Raw genomic sequence first — 17,044 nt, forward strand, 5'->3', positions numbered from 1 at the left:
TATTTTATTAAATTTCAGGGCAATGAAAGGCTGTTTTAATATACTTCAAATTCATGCGTGAATTTCGTTTTTAGAGAAATCCCTTCTTTTTCGCTGATGTGATCAATAACGTGAATAATGGTTTGGTCTTTAATCATTTGAATTCCTTTTTCTATATCATCAGAAAAAACACGATCCTTATCTGCAAAAGCTACTTTTTCACGAATAGCGGTATGTATTGCTTCCAGAAAAATACCTGATTTCATGGGTTTTCTAAATTCAAAAGCTTGTGCGGCAGTTAATAATTCTATCGCCAATATTTTTTCTACATTTTCAAGAACTTGCAATGCTTTTCTACCGCCTATAGATCCCATGCTTACATGATCTTCTTGTCCTAATGATGTAGGAATGCTATCTGCACTAGAAGGAAAACATAAACCTTTATTCTCACTGGCTAAAGCTGCAGTGGTATACTGTAGAATCATATAACCAGAATTGATGCCGGTTTCTTTCATTAACAGTTTAGGTACACCAGGACTATTGCCTTCTAAGGCCAAATAAATTCTTCGATCAGAAATATTTCCTAGTTCAGAAGCTGCTAAACATGCATAGTCTAAGGCCATAGCTAAAGGTTGACCGTGAAAATTACCTCCACTAATGGTCAATTCTTCATCTATAATTATAGGGTTATCCGTCACAGAATTTAATTCAACTTCTACTAATTCTTTTAAATGCAACCAAGCATTTCTTGAAGCGCCATGTACCTGAGGCATACAACGTAAAGAGTAGGGGTCTTGAACCCGATCACAATCAATATGATCCTCCATAATCTCAGAGCCCTTTAATAATCGTTTAATACGTTTTGCTACGTGAATGTTTCCTTTATAGGGGCGTAAGGCATGTAATTCATTAAAGAATGGTTTTACAGAACCTTGCAAACCTTCAATCATCATGGCGCCAATAATATCTGCTTGAGAAAGGCAACTGTGTAACTTCTCAACGACCTTTACGGCATGTGCAGCAATAAACTGTGTTCCATTAATCAGCGCTAAACCTTCTTTTGGTCCAAGATCTATAGCTGCTAGACCTGTTTGCTTAAAAAGTTCACAGGTTTCAATTTCAATCCCCTTGTAGTTTACTTTCCCTAAACCAATTAAGGGTAAAAATAAATGAGATAAAGGTGCTAAATCTCCCGAGGCACCAACAGAACCTTGTGATGGCACAATAGGAATGGCATCATGGTCTATATGCCAAAGGATCCGGTCTAACGTAGTTTCTGAAATACCAGAATACCCTTTGGCTAAAGACTGTGCTTTTAAAATTAACATCAACTTTGCAATATCTGTAGCAATGGGGTTGCCAACTCCTACACTATGACTTTTCAAAATATTGGATTGCAAAACTTTGGTTTCTTCTTTTGAGATTTTGGTAGTGCAAAGCGGTCCAAACCCTGTATTTATACCATATACAGCTTTACCTTTTGCTACAATATTGGCTACGATTTGAGCACTTGCATTTATTTTTTCTCTTGTACTCTTGGAGAGTTCGATAGGGGTTTCTCCTTTTGCAATAGAAAGTGTGATGCTTGCAGTAAGCCAGTCTTCCCCAAGTTTAAAAGTCTTTTTAGATGCCATAGTTTTAAATCAGAAATTGAATCTTATAAAATTATTGATTAAGTTTGATAATTACCAATATTATATATATCACTATTCAATAACTATGGGTTATCAATTAGAGTTGCGTCATTTTCATTATTTCTTGGCAGTAGCCGATGAATTACATTATAGAAAAGCTGCAGAAAAGCTATGTATTTCTCAACCTGGATTAAGCAGGCAAATTAAACAGATGGAAGAAATTTTAGCAACTCCCTTGTTTGTTCGGAATAAGAAAAAAGTAACGCTGACTCCAGCCGGGGAATACCTTAAAGCAGAAGTAGAGTTTATTGTAAACCATCTAGAAGTTACAAAAAAGCAATTAAAATTGATTTCTGATGGCGACTATGGGGAGATTAGGATTGGATTTCTAGGGTCGGCCATGCAAACCGTAGTTCCAGATTTGTTGATTAAGTTACGCGACAGTTTCCCGCAGATAAAGACCACTCTAGAAGAACTTTCTAATACGGCTCAAGTAAATGCTATTTTAAAAGATACTTTAGATATTGGTTTTGTAAGACTGGCAAGAGTGCCAGATGGTTTAGGTATTGAAACGGTGATGCAAGACACTTTTTCTCTCGTGCTTCCAAAAGAGCATCCTATTAATTCGGATAATTTTAAAAAGATGAATCAGTTTGCTGATGAAGAATTTATACTGTTTTCACAGGATTATAGTGCCTTGTATTTTGATACCGTTATGAGTATTTGTGAAGACGCAGGATTTACCCCTAGCGTTTCTCACAAATCGGTACATGCACAAACCATTTTTAAATTGGTGGAGAATAAGTTGGGTATTGCCATTGTACCTACATCACTGCAATATGGTTTTGATATGGGGGTGAAATTTATCGAATTAAAAAAAATAAAGCAGCGTGCTGAGCTGTCCGTTATTTGGAAAAAAGACAACCGAAACCCTACCCTTAAGCATTGTTTAAATTTAGTGTTAAGGGAGTCTTTGAAGTAATGAATAAGAATTAACTTTGTTAGAATTAAAAAATTGACGCTATGATATTTGATGTGATACGAAAGAGAAGATCGGTTTTTCCGGCTCAATATAATGATACACCTATTGCTAAGGAAGATATTTTAAAAGTATTAGAAGCAGCTAATTGGGCACCTAGTCATCGAAAAACAGAACCTTGGCGATTTAAGGTTATGCAAGGGGAGACACTAGAAAAATTAGGCTTGTTCCTTTCTTTAAAATATTTAGAGACAGATCCGAGTCCGAAAGAATTTAAAGCCAAGAAAATTATAGAGAACCCTAAAAAGGCTTCTGCTATAATAGCTATTTGCATGCAACGCGATCCTATGAAAAGTGTTCCAGAATGGGAAGAGGTAGCCGCAGTTGCAATGGCGGTACAAAACATGTGGTTGGCATGTACGGAATTAGGCATAGGAGCCTATTGGAGCTCTCCAGCTTTAGTAAAGCATATGGGAGATTTCTTTGAAATGAACCATGAAGAAGCATGTTTAGGCTTTTTCTATATGGGGAATTATTCTCAAGAAATACCAGATTCTGCTAGAGGCTCTATTGAAGATAAAACTGTTTGGTTGTAGTACTATTTAAAGTAAGGAAAAAGTGCTTCTTTGTATTCCCAAGCCTTAGCTATAAAGAGTCCTAAAAATACAATAGACACCATAAATTTTAAAAAGGTTCCTGTTATGAACCCTAAAAAAGACCCAAAAGCCGCTCTAAGAGCGGTTTTTTTGTCGGCTTTATTTAATATTTCTCCCAGAAAAGCACCCACAAAAGGCCAAATTATAATCCCGAATACACCCAATACAGGAAAAAGTAATGCGACAAGAAGTCCCAAAGTGGTACCAATCATCCCCGCTTTACTACCGCCAAATTTCTTTGTTCCCATGGCAGGAATAATATAATCTAAAGCAAAAACAAATAGTGCAATAGCCAGAGTGATGCCTAAAAACCACCAGTCTTGCGGAATAACGCTTGTTAAAAATAGGAGTAGAAGTCCTAACCAACTTATAGGTGGGCCAGGTAGCACAGGTAAAAAGCTTCCGATGATACCTGCAAGCATAAAAATGAAACCAAAGAGTAGTAACGCAATATCCATTTAAGGGTGTTTGTTTAGTGAGACGAAAATTACGATGCTTTGTTACATCAACATAATTTTTTTATGTTTTTCAACTAATTTGTTAGTTTGAACTAATTATTTAGTTATATTTGAACTAATAAGTTAGTTGAAAGCTGTTTTTAGTTCGATAGTCGGATACTAATTTAAGTGTTTAACCAGTGTCAATAGACACTGAAATAAGTTCAAGATACATGAAACAATTGACAAAGGCAGAAGAAGAGGTAATGCAGGTATTGTGGCAACTAGAAAAGTGCAATGTTGCGGCTATTATTGAAGAGTTGCCAGAACCAAAACCTGCTTACAATACAGTATCTACTATTGTACGTATCCTAGAGAGTAAAGGTTTTGTAAATCATGAACAAGAGGGGAAAGGCTATTTGTATTTTCCTTTACTAAAGAAAGCAGACTACAGTAATCAATCTATCAACAAGCTCGTAGATGGTTATTTTCAAGGTTCTTTTAAAAGTATGGTGTCGTTTTTCATGAAAAAAAATGATATGAATTTATCCGAACTAGAATCGATATTAAAAGAAATTAAAAAGGAGGAAAAATGATACAGTATATTTTAGAAAGCATCGCTTTTCAGCTTTTGTTTTTAATCGTTTATGATCTTTTTCTAAAAAAGGAAACCTTTTTTCAATGGAACAGAGTATACCTTATTGGTACATATGTTTTGTCGCTAGTTTTGCCTTGGGTGAAAATTGAAGCGTTAAAAACGAAAGTGTCAGAAACTACTTTTAGCTATCCAGAGTTTTTATGGAATAGAAATGATCTTGAGGTCTCTGGGGTTTCAGGAACTAATGATTTAGTAAGTTGGTTTACAATTGTATTAATAGCCGGGATGGTCATCGCAACATTCATCTTTGTATTTAAATTATATCAGATAAAACAATTAAAGGATAAGGGCACCATTCAATATTTAAATGATTTTACACAAATCGTGATCAGAAATAGTGAAATTGCATTTTCTTTCTTTAAATCTGTATTTCTTGGAGATAAAGTATTAGATAAGGATTATGAGAGCATTGTAGCGCATGAATTGGTTCATATTCGTCAAGGGCATTCATATGACTTGGTCTTTTTTGAACTGCTCCGCATTATCAATTGGTTCAATCCTTTAGTGTATGTATACCAAAATAGAATATCAGAATTACATGAGTTTATAGCGGATGCTCAGGTCTCTAAAACCCACAAAAAAGAACAATACCAACTGTTGTTGTCTCAAGTTTTTCAAACAGAAAATATTTCATTTATCAATCCATTTTTTAAATCATCATTAATCAAAAAACGAATCGTTATGTTACAAAAATCAAAATCAAAGCGTGTATTTCAGTTAAAGTATGTAGTGCTAGTCCCTTTAGTTTTAGGAATGCTATGCTACACATCCTGTGAGAGTGAGGTAAAGACAGATGAGGTAGAAAGTTCTTCTTCTTTAAAGATGTCTTCTGTTGATGAGTTTCTCTTGGAAGTAGGGGACTTGGATAATTTATCTGAAGAGGAGAAAAAGGCGCAAACTAATTTCTTTAATGAAGTTGACGCTTATAAAAAAGTCGGACTTTTTACAATAAAAGATGCACAAGGAAAGGAAATAATGATAAAGACGAATTCAGAAGGAATTGAGTCTGTAAATGTAAATAAGGAGAAGGAAGTTCATCCTAACAAAAATGCGAACTCAGAAATTAAATATGATGAAGGAGTACATGTGCCATTTTCCACTGTAGATGAAGTTCCTGTTTTTCCAGGTTGTGAAGATGCTGCAGATTATAGGGCTTGTTTCCAAGATAAAATGTTTGCGCATATTACTGCCAATTTTAAATACCCAACAGAAGCTCAAGAAAAAGGAATTCAGGGTAAAGTAAACCTTATGTTTATAATTGATGAAACTGGAAATATTGCAGGTTTAAGAATGCGTGGTCCTGATAAAATCTTAGAAGACGAGGCTGAACGTATCATTTCTTTATTGCCAAAAATGACACCTGGTAAGCAAGACGGGAAAGTAGTTCGGGTACCGTTTTCTATTCCTATTACCTTTAAGTTGCACTAAAATTAGCACCTAAATTAGAAGACAACATGAAGGCCAAAGTAATTTCTTTGGCTTTTTTGTTGTTCAAAAAAGAGGTAATGATGAGCACTAAAAAAGGAAATCCGCTTTACAGTCAATTAAATAACTCAAAATATCGTAATTTTCCACAAACTTTATAGCGCACATGCGTATAGTATTAATTTTATGTATATTTTTTCTAGTTGTTTCTTGTGATCTCTTCATTACAAAAGAAGAGAAAACACAGCAATTGGTGACACGCGAGTTGCAAGAAATTAACTTCAATGAAGTAGATCAATTTCCTCTTTTTGAAAATTGTGATGAGACAGATTCGAAAGAAGAAAATATAGAATGTTTCCAAGAAACCTTGCTTAGACATTTTTCTACTTCATTAGAGGGTTTTGAATTTGTACTCAAAGAAGAAGTATTAGATACCCTTTATGTAGATTTTTTAATGGACAAAATGGGCGCAGTTTCTGTTTTAGATATTGAACATAATGCGATAGTAGAAGAACAAATACCAGAGTTTGATGCGGTAATTACTCGTTGTTTACTTACATTACCACAAGCATCACCGGCACTAAAAAGAGGAATTCCAATACGTGCAAAATTTAGAATTCCCATTGTACTTAATACCAAATAAATTTACTCTTGGCTAACGAAAAAATTATTTTAGGGATAGATCCCGGTACTACTATTATGGGTTTCGGACTCATTAAAGTGATGAATAAAAAAATGGAGTTTTTACAGATGAATGAGTTGCTATTACAAAAATACACTGATCCTTATGTAAAACTTAAACTTATTTTTGAGCGCACCATTGAGCTGATTGATACCTATCATCCTGATGAAATTGCCATAGAAGCCCCTTTCTTTGGTAAGAATGTGCAATCTATGTTAAAACTAGGGAGAGCCCAAGGTGTAGCGATGGCTGCGGGTTTGTCTCGGGATATTCCCATTACAGAATACCTTCCTAAAAAAATTAAAATGGCCATTACAGGAAATGGTAATGCTAGTAAGGAGCAAGTTGCTAAAATGTTGCAGAGCATGTTGGGCCTGAAGACACTTCCTAAAAACTTAGATAGTACCGATGGTTTGGCCGCTGCCGTTTGCCATTTTTATAATGAAGGACGTATAGAAGTTGGCAAAAGTTATACCGGTTGGGATGCGTTTGTAAAACAAAATGAAAAAAGAGTAAAAAAATAAATAGTCATAATCTTCTCTTTAAAAAGAAGCTTATTTTTCAATTTTGAAGCCCAAAAAAATTCAACGCTAACTGCTAATAATTACGCAACACGAACACATGTCTGGTATCTATATTCATATTCCTTTTTGCAAGCAAGCCTGCCACTATTGCGATTTTCACTTTTCCACAAGTATGGGGAAGAAAGAGGCAATGATCACGGCTATAAAAAAAGAGCTAGTACTTAGGAAAGATGAATTTAACAATGATGCTGTAGCTACAATCTATTTTGGAGGAGGTACTCCATCTGTATTAACCACAGAGGAAATACAAGAGATTATTGCGACAGTTTATACGCATTATGCTGTAATAGACCACCCTGAGGTAACTTTAGAGGCTAATCCAGATGATCTTTCGGAAGCTAAAATAATAGCACTTTCTAAAAGTCCTATTAATCGTTTGAGTATCGGGATTCAATCTTTTTTTGAGGAAGATTTAAAAATGATGAACCGTGCTCATAATGCACAAGAAGCCAAAAAATCTTTAGCGCTTGCAACGCAGTATTTTTCCAATATCTCTATTGATCTTATTTACGGAGTGCCAGAAATGAGTAACCAGCGATGGGAAGAGAATATTGCAACCGCCTTGTCTTTTGGTATACCTCATATTTCTAGTTATGCACTCACCGTAGAGCCAAAAACAGCTTTGGCAAATTTTATAAAAAAAGGGCTTATTAAACCACTAGATGATGAAATTGCTTCAATCCATTTTAATAGTCTTCTACAAAAAATGGAAGAAAATGGTTTTGATGCTTATGAAACATCAAACTTTGGGAAACCTGGGTTTTATTCGGAAAATAATACGGCCTATTGGTTGGGTAAAAAATATATTGGTGTAGGGCCATCGGCACACTCCTATGACGGTATTCGTAGAGGATGGAATATCAATAATAATGCAAAATATATAAATGCGTTGGCAATAGATCAACTTCCTATGGAGGTTGAGGTGCTTTCTAAAACAGACCGTTATAATGAATATATAATGACAGGTTTGCGCACCATCTGGGGAGTTTCTTTAACTAGAATTCAATCAGAATTTGGTATTGAGTACTATAATTATCTCTTGAAACAGGCAGAAAAGCATATAGAACAAGGGGTGTTGGTGGTTGAAAATGATACTTTAGTGACAACAAAAAAAGGAAAATTTTTAGCAGATGGAATTGCGTCTGACCTTTTTATGATTAACTTGTCAGAGTAAATACTACCATTTTTGAAAGCGACCATAAGCCATAAAAAAAAATCGTATTCTATAGATTTTTCAAAACCTTTAGATATTTCAATTCCACTTCGTGGAGAAACTAGCAATGTAAATGCATGGTATACAGAGCCGCCTAAAATTACACCGCATACGGCAGGAGATTTTGTGGGGAAAGTAACAGAAGGTGCATCGACAAATTTTAATGATATTTGGTTTAATCCGCATGCACATGGAACGCATACAGAATGTGTAGGGCATATTACAGCAGAGTTTCATTCTGTAAATCAGAATTTAAAAGCTTTCTTCTTTTTAGCATCGGTAGTCACAATTGCTCCAGAAAAACAAAATGAAGACTTTGTCATCTCTAAAAAACAGTTGCAATACGCCTTAAAAGGTTTCAAAGGAGATGCATTGGTAATTAGAACTTTACCTAATTTAAAAGAAAAATTAAACAGACAATATTCTAATTCTAATCCTCCATATTTGCTAGAAGAAGCAGTGAACTATGTTGTGGAATTAGGTGTTAATCATTTGTTAGTAGATTTGCCATCGATAGATAAAGAAAAAGACGGAGGGGCGCTATTAGGGCACAATGCTTTTTGGAATACGAGTGGTCTTGTGCGCAAGCATGCAACGATAACAGAATTTGTTTTTGTGGCTAATGCGATTAAAGACGGCTTGTACTTTTTAAATCTTCAAGTGGCACCTTTTGAGAATGATGCAAGTCCTAGTAGACCCGTGCTGTTTAAAATAGAGGAGTAATGAAGAACACAATAAAAGTTGAAGAAATAGCTATGCTGGTATTAGGTATTTACCTTTTTAGCCTTCTTAATTATCAATGGTGGTGGTTTTTATTATTAATATTAACCCCAGACTTTGGCATGATAGGTTATTTGTTTGGTAACAAAATAGGAGCAATATCCTATAATGTTTTTCATCATAAAGGAATAGCCGTTGCCATCTATTTACTAGGTGTTTACCTTGCCATACCTTTGTGGCAATTAGCGGGAGTAATATTGTTTTCTCACGCGGCCATGGATCGTGTTTTTGGTTATGGTTTAAAATATGAAAAGGGATTTAAATACACTCATTTGGGTGAAATTGGAAAATAAATGGATAATATTTTTGACACTATATTAGGGCTAATTTTAGGAGCTATTGCAACGTATTGGTTGTTTAGTTTATTCCGAAAAAAGAAGAGTAAAGAGCTCACGGAAGTCCAATCGCATGTGTTATTAGAAAAAATTAAAAGTGTTTGTAAGCTGATTACCGTGGAAGGCGATTTTGCAGAAATTTATAGGTATGAGAACACAAAAGAACGTTTTTTAAGTCTTGTTTCTAGTAAGAAGAAAGCTTTAATCGTAATTAATGCAAAAGCTCAAATAGGGTATGATTTAAAGAAATTAATACTGAATGCGGATACGGAACGAAAAACGATATTACTTAAAAGTTTTCCAGAGCCAGAGATACTGTCAATAGAACCAGAATTAGATTTCTATGACATTAAAAATGGAATGTTTAATTCATTTACACCAGACGATCTTACCGTTTTAAATCAAGAAGTAAAACAGCATATCCGGGATAAAATTCCAGAAAGTGGTTTGATGGATACTGCGCGTAGTGAGGCTTTAGAAGCTATACTATTAATAGAATCTATTGTAGAAACTATTGGTTGGAAATTAGATTACACCGCATTAAAAATTGATGCGAAAGAACAATTATCAGAACGAAAAAGTAAATTAACTAGATTTTTAGAGTCATGAAATTAAAACACACTTTTGCACTTAGTATATTTTTAGTATTTTCATTTTTTACCCACGCACAAACAGCAACTACCATGGACACATTTGATTCTAATTTTGCACACACCGTTTTCTTTTGGTTAAATAATCCAGACAGTCAAGAAGACTGTAAGGCTTTTGAAACTTCTTTACGTAAGTTTTTAGACCATTCTGAATATGCTAAGACAAAGTTCATAGGAAAACCTCCAAGAGCTAGTAGAGAGGTGGTAGACGGTTCTTTTACATATTCTTTAATTGTAACTTTTGAGTCTGCAGAAGCTCAAGAGGCCTACCAAAAAGAAGCGCCTCATTTAGTATTTATAGAAGAATCTAGTGCGCTTTGGAATAAGGTGATTGTCTATGATTCTAAAGATGCAAGTTTATAGAAATAGGTATCTAGTGAGACTAGGCTTTTAGGATATATTATAAATGCTATAGATATGAATATAGAAGTATTTAGATCCTATTGTATGGCTAAAAAGGGAGTTACAGAAGAATTCCCTTTTGACGAGGATACTTTGGTCTTTAAAGTGATGGGTAAAATGTTTGCCTTATCATCTTTAAGGCGATTACCTGCACAAGCTAATTTAAAATGTGACCCAGATAGGGCACTTGAATTACGGGTAGAATATGATGGGACAATTATTCCTGGATATCATATGAGTAAAATACATTGGAACACCTTGCTTCTAGAGCGTGTTCCGCCAAAACTTACAACAGAACTTATAGATCATTCCTACGATCTGGTCGTTGCTAAGTTTACTAAAAAGCTAAAACAAGCGTTGGATTCCTTAGAATAAAGCTATCCAAGAAAAACGTTTATCTACAGATATTTGCTGTTCGTCTACACTTCATAAGATATTGGTCGGTTTTTCAAAATTTTAGGAGTAGTGCTTCAATACCTTTACATCAGTTATGAAGCAAAACACTAAACATATATAAGACATCCCAAATCTTACTTGTAGCTAGTTCCCCCCGAGCACTATAGGTGATTAGACCAGCGAAAGCTGGTCTTTTTTATTTTTGAATATAACCTATCTTTGTGTTTCATTTTACAATTCTTCAATGCAAGCTTTAAAGTCATTCTATTCTGATAAAATAACAGGTTTAAACAAACAATTATCAGGCATTAAGTCGCAATTGTTGCGGTCAAGTATCTTACGGTTAGTAGTGTTTATACTCATGATTGTAGGGATTACATTATTTTATGATACTCCCAAGACAGTTATAGCAATTATATTAATCGCTATTGTTTTATTTTTAATTCTGGTTTCTAGACATACTAATTTGCAATATAAACGTGATAAAATTTTAGCTCTATTGCATATTAATGAAACAGAAATTAAACTATTGGATCGAGATTTTCATGAGCAACCAGATGGGAGCGAGTTTAAAGATCCGTTGCATTATTTTAGTCAGGATATAGATTTATTTGGTAAAGGTTCTTTTTACCAATATTTAAATAGAACCGTATTGCCTCAAGGTAGTGAACGTTTAGCCTCTTTATTTGTAGCAAATGAAATTACGGGAATCAAGGAAAAGCAGGAAGCAATCAAAGAGCTTTCTCAATTACCAGATTGGCGTCAAGAATTTACGGCAGTAGCATCATTAGTAAAAACGGAAACAGCTTACCAAGCCATTATCGATTGGATTAAAGAATACAAACGTTTTTTGCCAAAGTCCATAAAAATGCTACCCTTAATTTTTGGGGGTATTTCGGCTTTAGCAGTAATTGGGTATTTTGTAATCCCATTATCTTTCTTTATTCTATTAGCCGTTTTTGTAGTGGGTCTCATTATTTCTGGATTCTATGTAAAGGCTGTAAATAAATTATCAAATGATACTGGGAGGATTCAAACAACATTCCATCAATATCAAAAATTAATTCTTGAAATAGAGAAGATAGAATTTAAGACGAAGCTCTTAAAGGAAAAACGCGCTACCATTTTAAGTGAATCTGAAAAAACATCAGCTATACTGAAAGAGTTTTCTAAAATTTTAGATGCTTTAGATCAACGTAATAATATGTTATTCGGAATTTTCGCCAATGGTTTTATGCTTTGGGATGTGTATCAATCTTACAAAATTGAAGATTGGATTTCTAAACATGGTGAAAAGATAGAAGGCTGGTTTGATACCATTGCTTTCTTTGATGCTTATAATAGCCTGGCAAATTTTGCATACAACCATCCAACGTATACCTTCCCAATACTCAGTACTACAGATGTAGTGTTAGAGTCCGTAGGGGCAGGACATCCACTTTTAAATCCTGAAAAAAGTGTATTAAATGATATCCATATTGCTAGAGAGCAATTCTTTATCATTACGGGAGCTAATATGGCCGGTAAGAGTACATTTTTGAGAACAGTATCACTACAAATAGTCATGGCTAACGTTGGTTTGCCTTTGTGTGCAAAGTCAGTTACCTACACTCCTATTAAGTTAATTACTAGTATGCGTACTACAGATTCTCTAACAGATGACGAGTCTTATTTCTTTTCAGAATTAAAGAGGCTTAGGTTTATCGTAGATGAGATAAAAACAGATCGCTATTTTATTGTACTAGATGAAATATTAAAGGGTACCAATAGTACCGATAAGGCTATAGGATCTCGAAAATTTGTGGAAAAGCTTATTGGAGGAAAAGCTACGGGTATTATCGCTACGCATGATTTAAGTTTATGTGAGGCTGCTAATGATTTACCACAAGTGAAGAATCATTATTTTGATGCCGAAATCATAGCCGATGAATTACATTTTGATTATAAATTTAAAGACGGAATTTGCCAGAATATGAATGCTTCTTTTTTATTAAAGAAAATGCAAATCGTAGATTAACTGTAAGTTTATATGGATTCATTAACGCAAATAGTATTAGGTGCTGCCGTAGGAGAAGCTGTTTTAGGAAAGAAAGTAGGTAATAAAGCCATGCTTTTTGGAGCAATTGCAGGTACCATTCCAGACCTAGATGTATTCACACGTTTTTTTACAGATACGATTTCTGCTATAGAATGGCACCGTGGGTTTAGCCATTCTATCTTTTTCTCAGTGCTATTTGCACCCGTCTTCGGTTGGTTAGTTTTTAAACTATTGCCTAAGAAAGAAGCAAGCTGGAAAGAATGGTCTTGGTTAATGTTTTGGGGGCTATTTACGCATCCTATTTTAGATTCTTTCACAACATGGGGTACACAACTATTCTGGCCCTTTAAAACCCGTTTAGCGTTTCAGAATATATTTGTTATAGATCCTTTATATACCCTCCCTTTTTTAGTATTGTTGGTATTGGCTATGTTTCAAAAAAGAACTTCTGTAAAGCGTAGGAAGTACAACAACTGGGGATTAATCATTAGCTCCGCCTATTTGTTGCTATCGCTGGTGTTAAAAGCTGTGACCTATCAGAAATTTACAACAGCTCTAGAAAATCAAGGTATTTCTTATATTGAAATTGATACGAGACCTAGTCCGTTTAATACGATACTTTGGACTGCAAATGTGGATACAGAAGAAGCCTATTTGATTGCCAATTACTCGTTTTTTGATACAAAGCCCATCTCTTTTGAAACTTATCCAAAACATCATGAGCTATTAGGAGATTTAAAGAATAATGATAAAGTAAATCGTTTAGAGCGCATTGCAGAAGGATGGTATATTATAACAAAAGATAATGGACAATTGTTTTTCAATGACCTCAGATTTGGTTTAATGAGCATGGATCCTAAAGAACAAGATTTTGCATTTAAATATCAACTCACGAATAAAGAGGGAGATTTGGAAATAAAAGAAACCCCCAAAAATGTGGGGGATGCTAAAAAGTTACTGCAGGAGCTTTGGAACCGAATTTTAGGGAACTAATTTAGGTGTGGTCATACCGACAACCATACACTACTAAAGATTTTTCATTTGAAGCTTGTGAAATGAATCTGCCTGTAGTTTAAGTAATTCTTCTACTTTTTGTTTTTTGTAATCGTAGATGGCTTGTTCTTCCGCAAGGTCTGCATAAATTTTATTATTTAATGATTCATCGGTAGCCACAAGTAAATCGCGTTGCTTCACTTTTTGAGTCACCCAAGATTTAACGACACTTTCCTCTTCTTCCAATTTATAATCATAAGTACCTTTAGGCGATAGCAGTTTCGCAATGATAGGCGAAGTTTCTATAGCAAGAAAAAGTAAAAAAATAAAGAATGATGGTAGCCACGGTAGTTTGTTTAATGCGGTAATTCTGGCCATTAGGCCATCAAAACCGTCAATAATAGGCTGAGAATTTGTTACCGAAGTGGTATATTCTGTTTGGAGAGCGGCAATCTGAGATTCTATATCAGTAATTTTAACAGCATTAGTCTCCTTTAGTTCTCTGAGTTCTTTTAGTGCTGCATCATGCTTATCTCTTTTTTCGGCGTATACTGGGCCTTTTCCTAAAAGTTTTGTTCCTGCGGTCCCTTCCGCTTCAGAAATGTAAGTGTCATACAAGGCATTAGTTTCTGCTTCTTGATTTGTAATTTCTGTTTTTAAGGCTTCAATGTCTGTATGTAAGGCATCAATACTAGGATTGTATTGTAGCGCAATTTGATCTTTATTAGCTAGTGTCAATTCGTTCTTTTGTTCTAAAAGGACTTGATTAATTTCCTTCTCAAAAATTTTCATTTCTAGCGGTTTAGAAATTACAATAGCTATAATGACGGCCAAAATAATGCGCGGTGTTGCTTGCAAGAGCTCACTACTAAACTTATCCCTTTTTTTAATAGTAGAAACTATAAAGCGATCTAAGTTAAAGATTAGTAATCCCCACACGAGTCCGAAGAAAGTAGCTGTATAGATATTGTCAAAAACAGTGAATAAGGCATAGCTGCTAGCAATAAATGCCATTACGGCGGTAAAAAATACCGTAGCTCCTATTCCTGCATATTTATTTCGTTCTCCCTGAGAACATTCGGCCAGTATTTCAGAATCGGCTCCTGAGCACAGGATAAAAAAACGTTGTAACATAATTAATTTGATTTTTGATTGATGAGTAACTAATGTACAAATTCTATTTGAAAAATTATGTTAAACTAGTGCTATGGTGCTACAGGCGTTTCATTGCGGTGGTTTTTAATAAAAAAAAGCCTCCGTTTAGAAGGCTTTTTTTTGAATGAATGTTTTTAGTTTTTAATGAGGATGGGCTCTTTTGAAATTTTCACGCTAGGGTTTTTACTTCCTATATTTCTAGTATCTATATTTAAATTATTATTGTTTTTAATTAAATCTATAGCTTCGTCTGAAGTTATTGCTTTTCCTTCATAGTAGAAGTTGGCATTTTTTCTAGCCATTTCAATAACGTGGTCTAACGGACTCTTTGGTGGTGCTGGCGGAGCAGGTGGTGCTGGAATCGCACTAACCTCGCCTTTACCAATCTTTTGGTTTGAAGGCGGCATTGGTGGTTCGGGCATCGGTGGTAATTCAGGAAAAGCCTCTGCATTCTTTTTTTGATCGTCAGTCATGATGGTATAGAGGTATGTCATTTGATCTACTTCTCCTTTTTTAATTCTCATGGTAGATGTATTCATCTCATTGTATTTTCGGGCTATGGTATTGTATGTTGCTAGTTGCTTTATGGTTGCGCCGTCTTGCTGCTCTTTCTGTCCTACGATATCAATTGTAACGCAACCGTATTCTTCTAAAATGTTGGACACATTTTTAACAGCTTGTTTTGGTGTCTCTAAACGAACATGTATAAATCCTCTAACTATTTCAGATTTTTCTTCCTTTGATAAGTCCGTATTTAATTTAGATAAGTGCTGTTTTAAGCCGAGAACTGAAACTAATTCGCCTTGCACTAAAATTTGAGCAGCTTTATTTATATGAATATTAAGTTCCCTATTATTAGTAGTGAATTGTTTTTTAAATTTATTTTTAGTGAATAAACTAACTTGATAAGGTTGTGGGAATTGCTGTGATCGTGCATTATTGTAAATAAAGCTGGAAGAATAATGTACAAATTCGGATAATTTATAATTTTCTAATTCTTTATTACTAGTATGTTTTCCATCAATCCATAGGGCGTACTTGAAGCTATTTTTCCATTTGGCTATATCTTGAATATTTGGTGCGTTTGGTTTTTCGATGTACTTATATTGTATGGAATCTGATTTCTGCTCTTGTAAGTTTTCTGGGGGAAGATTTGAAGAAGTAGAGTTTTCAAGGCTTTTGTCAATTTGTATAATTTCTGATTCGCTAAAGCTGTACAATGCAAGTGCGAACATGGGTAGGACTAATAAACTGCGGAGCCAAATGGCTTTTTTTGAGGTTGTTTTTTTCATGATGTTAAATCGTTTTTTGATTGATGAATAATTAATGGCATTTGCCAATTGAGTTTCTGGAGCATTTGATGAGAATGCCAGTAATATATTTTGGTAATTTGATAATTCAGCACCTTTTTGTAGTACTGCTTGGTCCGCTAAAAATTCGTGATTTAGTTTGATGGCTCGTTTAAACAAATAAACAAATGGATTAAACCATAAAATGACTTGCATTAGTTCAATGAAGAGTACATCTAAACTGTGCTTTTGTACTGCATGTGCTTGTTCGTGTAATAGTACTTCTTTAGGAATTTCTTGGGCTTCAAATTTTTGTTTGTTTAGAAAAATAAAATTGAAGAACGTGTGTGGTGATAGTCTTTCTTCTAACAATACATGAATACTACGGTCATAGTTAATTTTAGGGTTTCTTCTTATGCGAGTACCTATTTTAAATAGGTTACTACAAAATTTACAACCAAAAATTAAGACGCCAAGTCCGTAAATTGTCCAAAGAGTAGGTGTTAAATAATCTGTTTTTTGATAAAATACAGGTATTTCGTCTGAATTGATTTCTGATACATAGGTATTCAGTACAGGTTCTGGAGTTATATAGATGTATTCCGTAAATAATACAGCAGGTATTATGGAAGCAGCGATCAGCGAACAGATTAAATAAAACCGTTTGAAAGTGTGCATGCTTTCATTTTCTAATACGAGTTTGTAGAAAACAATAAAGATGGCTAAGCATGCTGTAACTTTTATAAGATATATTCCCAT

18 protein-coding genes are annotated in these 17,044 nt (G+C 34.5%); 14 read left to right on the forward strand and 4 right to left on the reverse strand.

The window, feature by feature from the left end; genetic code table 11:
• Positions 1-35 precede the first annotated feature (35 nt).
• Positions 36-1,613, reverse strand: coding sequence for a histidine ammonia-lyase (gene hutH, locus M666_RS07225; RefSeq protein WP_029447187.1), 1,578 nt, complete (start codon positions 1,611-1,613; stop codon positions 36-38).
• Positions 1,614-1,698: 85 nt separating this feature from the next.
• Here hutH and M666_RS07230 point away from each other — a divergent pair, with 85 nt between their 5' ends.
• A complete protein-coding gene (locus M666_RS07230) occupies positions 1,699-2,595 on the forward strand; it encodes a LysR family transcriptional regulator (protein ID WP_029447186.1) in 897 nt (298 codons plus the stop codon).
• 41 nt (positions 2,596-2,636) lie between these two features.
• Entirely contained in the window at positions 2,637-3,188 is a 552-nt protein-coding gene (locus M666_RS07235) for a nitroreductase family protein (protein ID WP_029447185.1), read from the forward strand.
• 2 nt (positions 3,189-3,190) lie between these two features.
• Here M666_RS07235 and M666_RS07240 read toward each other — a convergent pair whose 3' ends face one another.
• Positions 3,191-3,706, reverse strand: a complete 516-nt coding sequence (locus M666_RS07240; protein WP_029447184.1) for a DUF456 domain-containing protein — start codon at positions 3,704-3,706, stop codon at positions 3,191-3,193.
• A gap of 212 nt (positions 3,707-3,918) precedes the next feature.
• Between M666_RS07240 and M666_RS07245 the strand changes: the two genes are divergently transcribed.
• The 12 genes from M666_RS07245 (at position 3,919) to M666_RS07300 (ending at position 13,841) form a co-directional block, all read left to right on the forward strand.
• Positions 3,919-4,281 (forward strand): BlaI/MecI/CopY family transcriptional regulator, encoded by a 363-nt coding sequence (locus tag M666_RS07245; RefSeq protein WP_024481940.1) that lies wholly within the window; start codon positions 3,919-3,921, stop codon positions 4,279-4,281.
• A complete protein-coding gene (locus tag M666_RS07250) occupies positions 4,278-5,771 on the forward strand; it encodes a M56 family metallopeptidase (protein WP_029447183.1) in 1,494 nt (497 codons plus the stop codon). The genes M666_RS07245 and M666_RS07250 overlap by 4 nt, the downstream gene beginning before the upstream one ends.
• A gap of 163 nt (positions 5,772-5,934) precedes the next feature.
• Positions 5,935-6,411 (forward strand): hypothetical protein, encoded by a 477-nt coding sequence (locus tag M666_RS07255; protein WP_024481938.1) that lies wholly within the window; start codon positions 5,935-5,937, stop codon positions 6,409-6,411.
• Between the two features lie 8 nt (positions 6,412-6,419).
• On the forward strand, positions 6,420-6,974 hold the full coding sequence (ruvC, locus tag M666_RS07260) for a crossover junction endodeoxyribonuclease RuvC (RefSeq protein WP_024481937.1): 555 nt from the start codon (positions 6,420-6,422) through the stop codon (positions 6,972-6,974).
• 97 nt (positions 6,975-7,071) lie between these two features.
• The gene (gene hemW / locus M666_RS07265) at positions 7,072-8,208 is read left to right on the forward strand and encodes a radical SAM family heme chaperone HemW (RefSeq protein WP_029447182.1); all 1,137 of its coding nucleotides are present in this window, start codon (positions 7,072-7,074) and stop codon (positions 8,206-8,208) included.
• 12 nt (positions 8,209-8,220) lie between these two features.
• Positions 8,221-8,970, forward strand: coding sequence for a cyclase family protein (locus M666_RS07270; RefSeq protein ID WP_029447181.1), 750 nt, complete (start codon positions 8,221-8,223; stop codon positions 8,968-8,970).
• Positions 8,970-9,320 carry a DUF4260 domain-containing protein gene (locus M666_RS07275; RefSeq protein WP_024481934.1) on the forward strand — a complete coding sequence of 117 codons (351 nt, stop codon included), beginning with the start codon at positions 8,970-8,972 and terminating at the stop codon, positions 9,318-9,320. Before M666_RS07270 ends, M666_RS07275 begins: the two co-directional genes overlap by 1 nt.
• Complete coding sequence (locus tag M666_RS07280; RefSeq protein WP_024481933.1) at positions 9,321-9,971, forward strand: DUF4230 domain-containing protein; 651 nt, start codon at positions 9,321-9,323, stop codon at positions 9,969-9,971.
• Positions 9,968-10,375 carry a Dabb family protein gene (locus M666_RS07285; RefSeq protein WP_024481932.1) on the forward strand — a complete coding sequence of 136 codons (408 nt, stop codon included), beginning with the start codon at positions 9,968-9,970 and terminating at the stop codon, positions 10,373-10,375. The genes M666_RS07280 and M666_RS07285 overlap by 4 nt, the downstream gene beginning before the upstream one ends.
• 54 nt (positions 10,376-10,429) lie before the next feature.
• Complete coding sequence (locus M666_RS07290) at positions 10,430-10,789, forward strand: MmcQ/YjbR family DNA-binding protein (RefSeq protein WP_029447180.1); 360 nt, start codon at positions 10,430-10,432, stop codon at positions 10,787-10,789.
• A gap of 265 nt (positions 10,790-11,054) precedes the next feature.
• Positions 11,055-12,827, forward strand: a complete 1,773-nt coding sequence (locus M666_RS07295; protein ID WP_029447179.1) for a MutS-related protein — start codon at positions 11,055-11,057, stop codon at positions 12,825-12,827.
• Positions 12,828-12,839: 12 nt separating this feature from the next.
• The gene (locus tag M666_RS07300; protein ID WP_029447178.1) at positions 12,840-13,841 is read left to right on the forward strand and encodes a metal-dependent hydrolase; all 1,002 of its coding nucleotides are present in this window, start codon (positions 12,840-12,842) and stop codon (positions 13,839-13,841) included.
• A 33-nt stretch (positions 13,842-13,874) separates the two neighbouring features.
• On the opposite strand, the gene M666_RS07305 is transcribed toward M666_RS07300, so the two are convergent.
• Together M666_RS07305 and M666_RS19955 are read right to left on the reverse strand one after the other, a co-directional pair.
• On the reverse strand, positions 13,875-14,975 hold the full coding sequence (locus tag M666_RS07305) for a DUF4407 domain-containing protein (RefSeq protein ID WP_029447177.1): 1,101 nt from the start codon (positions 14,973-14,975) through the stop codon (positions 13,875-13,877).
• A 155-nt stretch (positions 14,976-15,130) separates the two neighbouring features.
• Positions 15,131-17,044: a M56 family metallopeptidase gene (locus tag M666_RS19955; protein WP_029447176.1), complete on the reverse strand. Its 1,914-nt coding sequence runs from the start codon at positions 17,042-17,044 to the stop codon at positions 15,131-15,133.

This window comes from Cellulophaga baltica 18 (assembly GCF_000468615.2).
Lineage (GTDB): Bacteria > Bacteroidota > Bacteroidia > Flavobacteriales > Flavobacteriaceae > Cellulophaga > Cellulophaga baltica.

What these genes read in the sequence shown, in the direction of transcription:
- hutH (WP_029447187.1), bottom strand. Translation starts at nt 1,613, where the DNA reads ATGGCATCTAAAAAGACTTTTAAACTTGGGGAAGACTGGCTTACTGCA.
- M666_RS07230 (WP_029447186.1), top strand. Translation starts at nt 1,699, where the DNA reads ATGGGTTATCAATTAGAGTTGCGTCATTTTCATTATTTCTTGGCAGTA.
- M666_RS07235 (WP_029447185.1), top strand. Translation starts at nt 2,637, where the DNA reads ATGATATTTGATGTGATACGAAAGAGAAGATCGGTTTTTCCGGCTCAA.
- M666_RS07240 (WP_029447184.1), bottom strand. Translation starts at nt 3,706, where the DNA reads ATGGATATTGCGTTACTACTCTTTGGTTTCATTTTTATGCTTGCAGGT.
- M666_RS07245 (WP_024481940.1), top strand. Translation starts at nt 3,919, where the DNA reads ATGAAACAATTGACAAAGGCAGAAGAAGAGGTAATGCAGGTATTGTGG.
- M666_RS07250 (WP_029447183.1), top strand. Translation starts at nt 4,278, where the DNA reads ATGATACAGTATATTTTAGAAAGCATCGCTTTTCAGCTTTTGTTTTTA.
- M666_RS07255 (WP_024481938.1), top strand. Translation starts at nt 5,935, where the DNA reads ATGCGTATAGTATTAATTTTATGTATATTTTTTCTAGTTGTTTCTTGT.
- hemW (WP_029447182.1), top strand. Translation starts at nt 7,072, where the DNA reads ATGTCTGGTATCTATATTCATATTCCTTTTTGCAAGCAAGCCTGCCAC.
- M666_RS07275 (WP_024481934.1), top strand. Translation starts at nt 8,970, where the DNA reads ATGAAGAACACAATAAAAGTTGAAGAAATAGCTATGCTGGTATTAGGT.
- M666_RS07280 (WP_024481933.1), top strand. Translation starts at nt 9,321, where the DNA reads ATGGATAATATTTTTGACACTATATTAGGGCTAATTTTAGGAGCTATT.
- M666_RS07285 (WP_024481932.1), top strand. Translation starts at nt 9,968, where the DNA reads ATGAAATTAAAACACACTTTTGCACTTAGTATATTTTTAGTATTTTCA.
- M666_RS07290 (WP_029447180.1), top strand. Translation starts at nt 10,430, where the DNA reads ATGAATATAGAAGTATTTAGATCCTATTGTATGGCTAAAAAGGGAGTT.
- M666_RS07295 (WP_029447179.1), top strand. Translation starts at nt 11,055, where the DNA reads ATGCAAGCTTTAAAGTCATTCTATTCTGATAAAATAACAGGTTTAAAC.
- M666_RS07300 (WP_029447178.1), top strand. Translation starts at nt 12,840, where the DNA reads ATGGATTCATTAACGCAAATAGTATTAGGTGCTGCCGTAGGAGAAGCT.
- M666_RS07305 (WP_029447177.1), bottom strand. Translation starts at nt 14,975, where the DNA reads ATGTTACAACGTTTTTTTATCCTGTGCTCAGGAGCCGATTCTGAAATA.
- M666_RS19955 (WP_029447176.1), bottom strand. Translation starts at nt 17,044, where the DNA reads ATGGGAATATATCTTATAAAAGTTACAGCATGCTTAGCCATCTTTATT.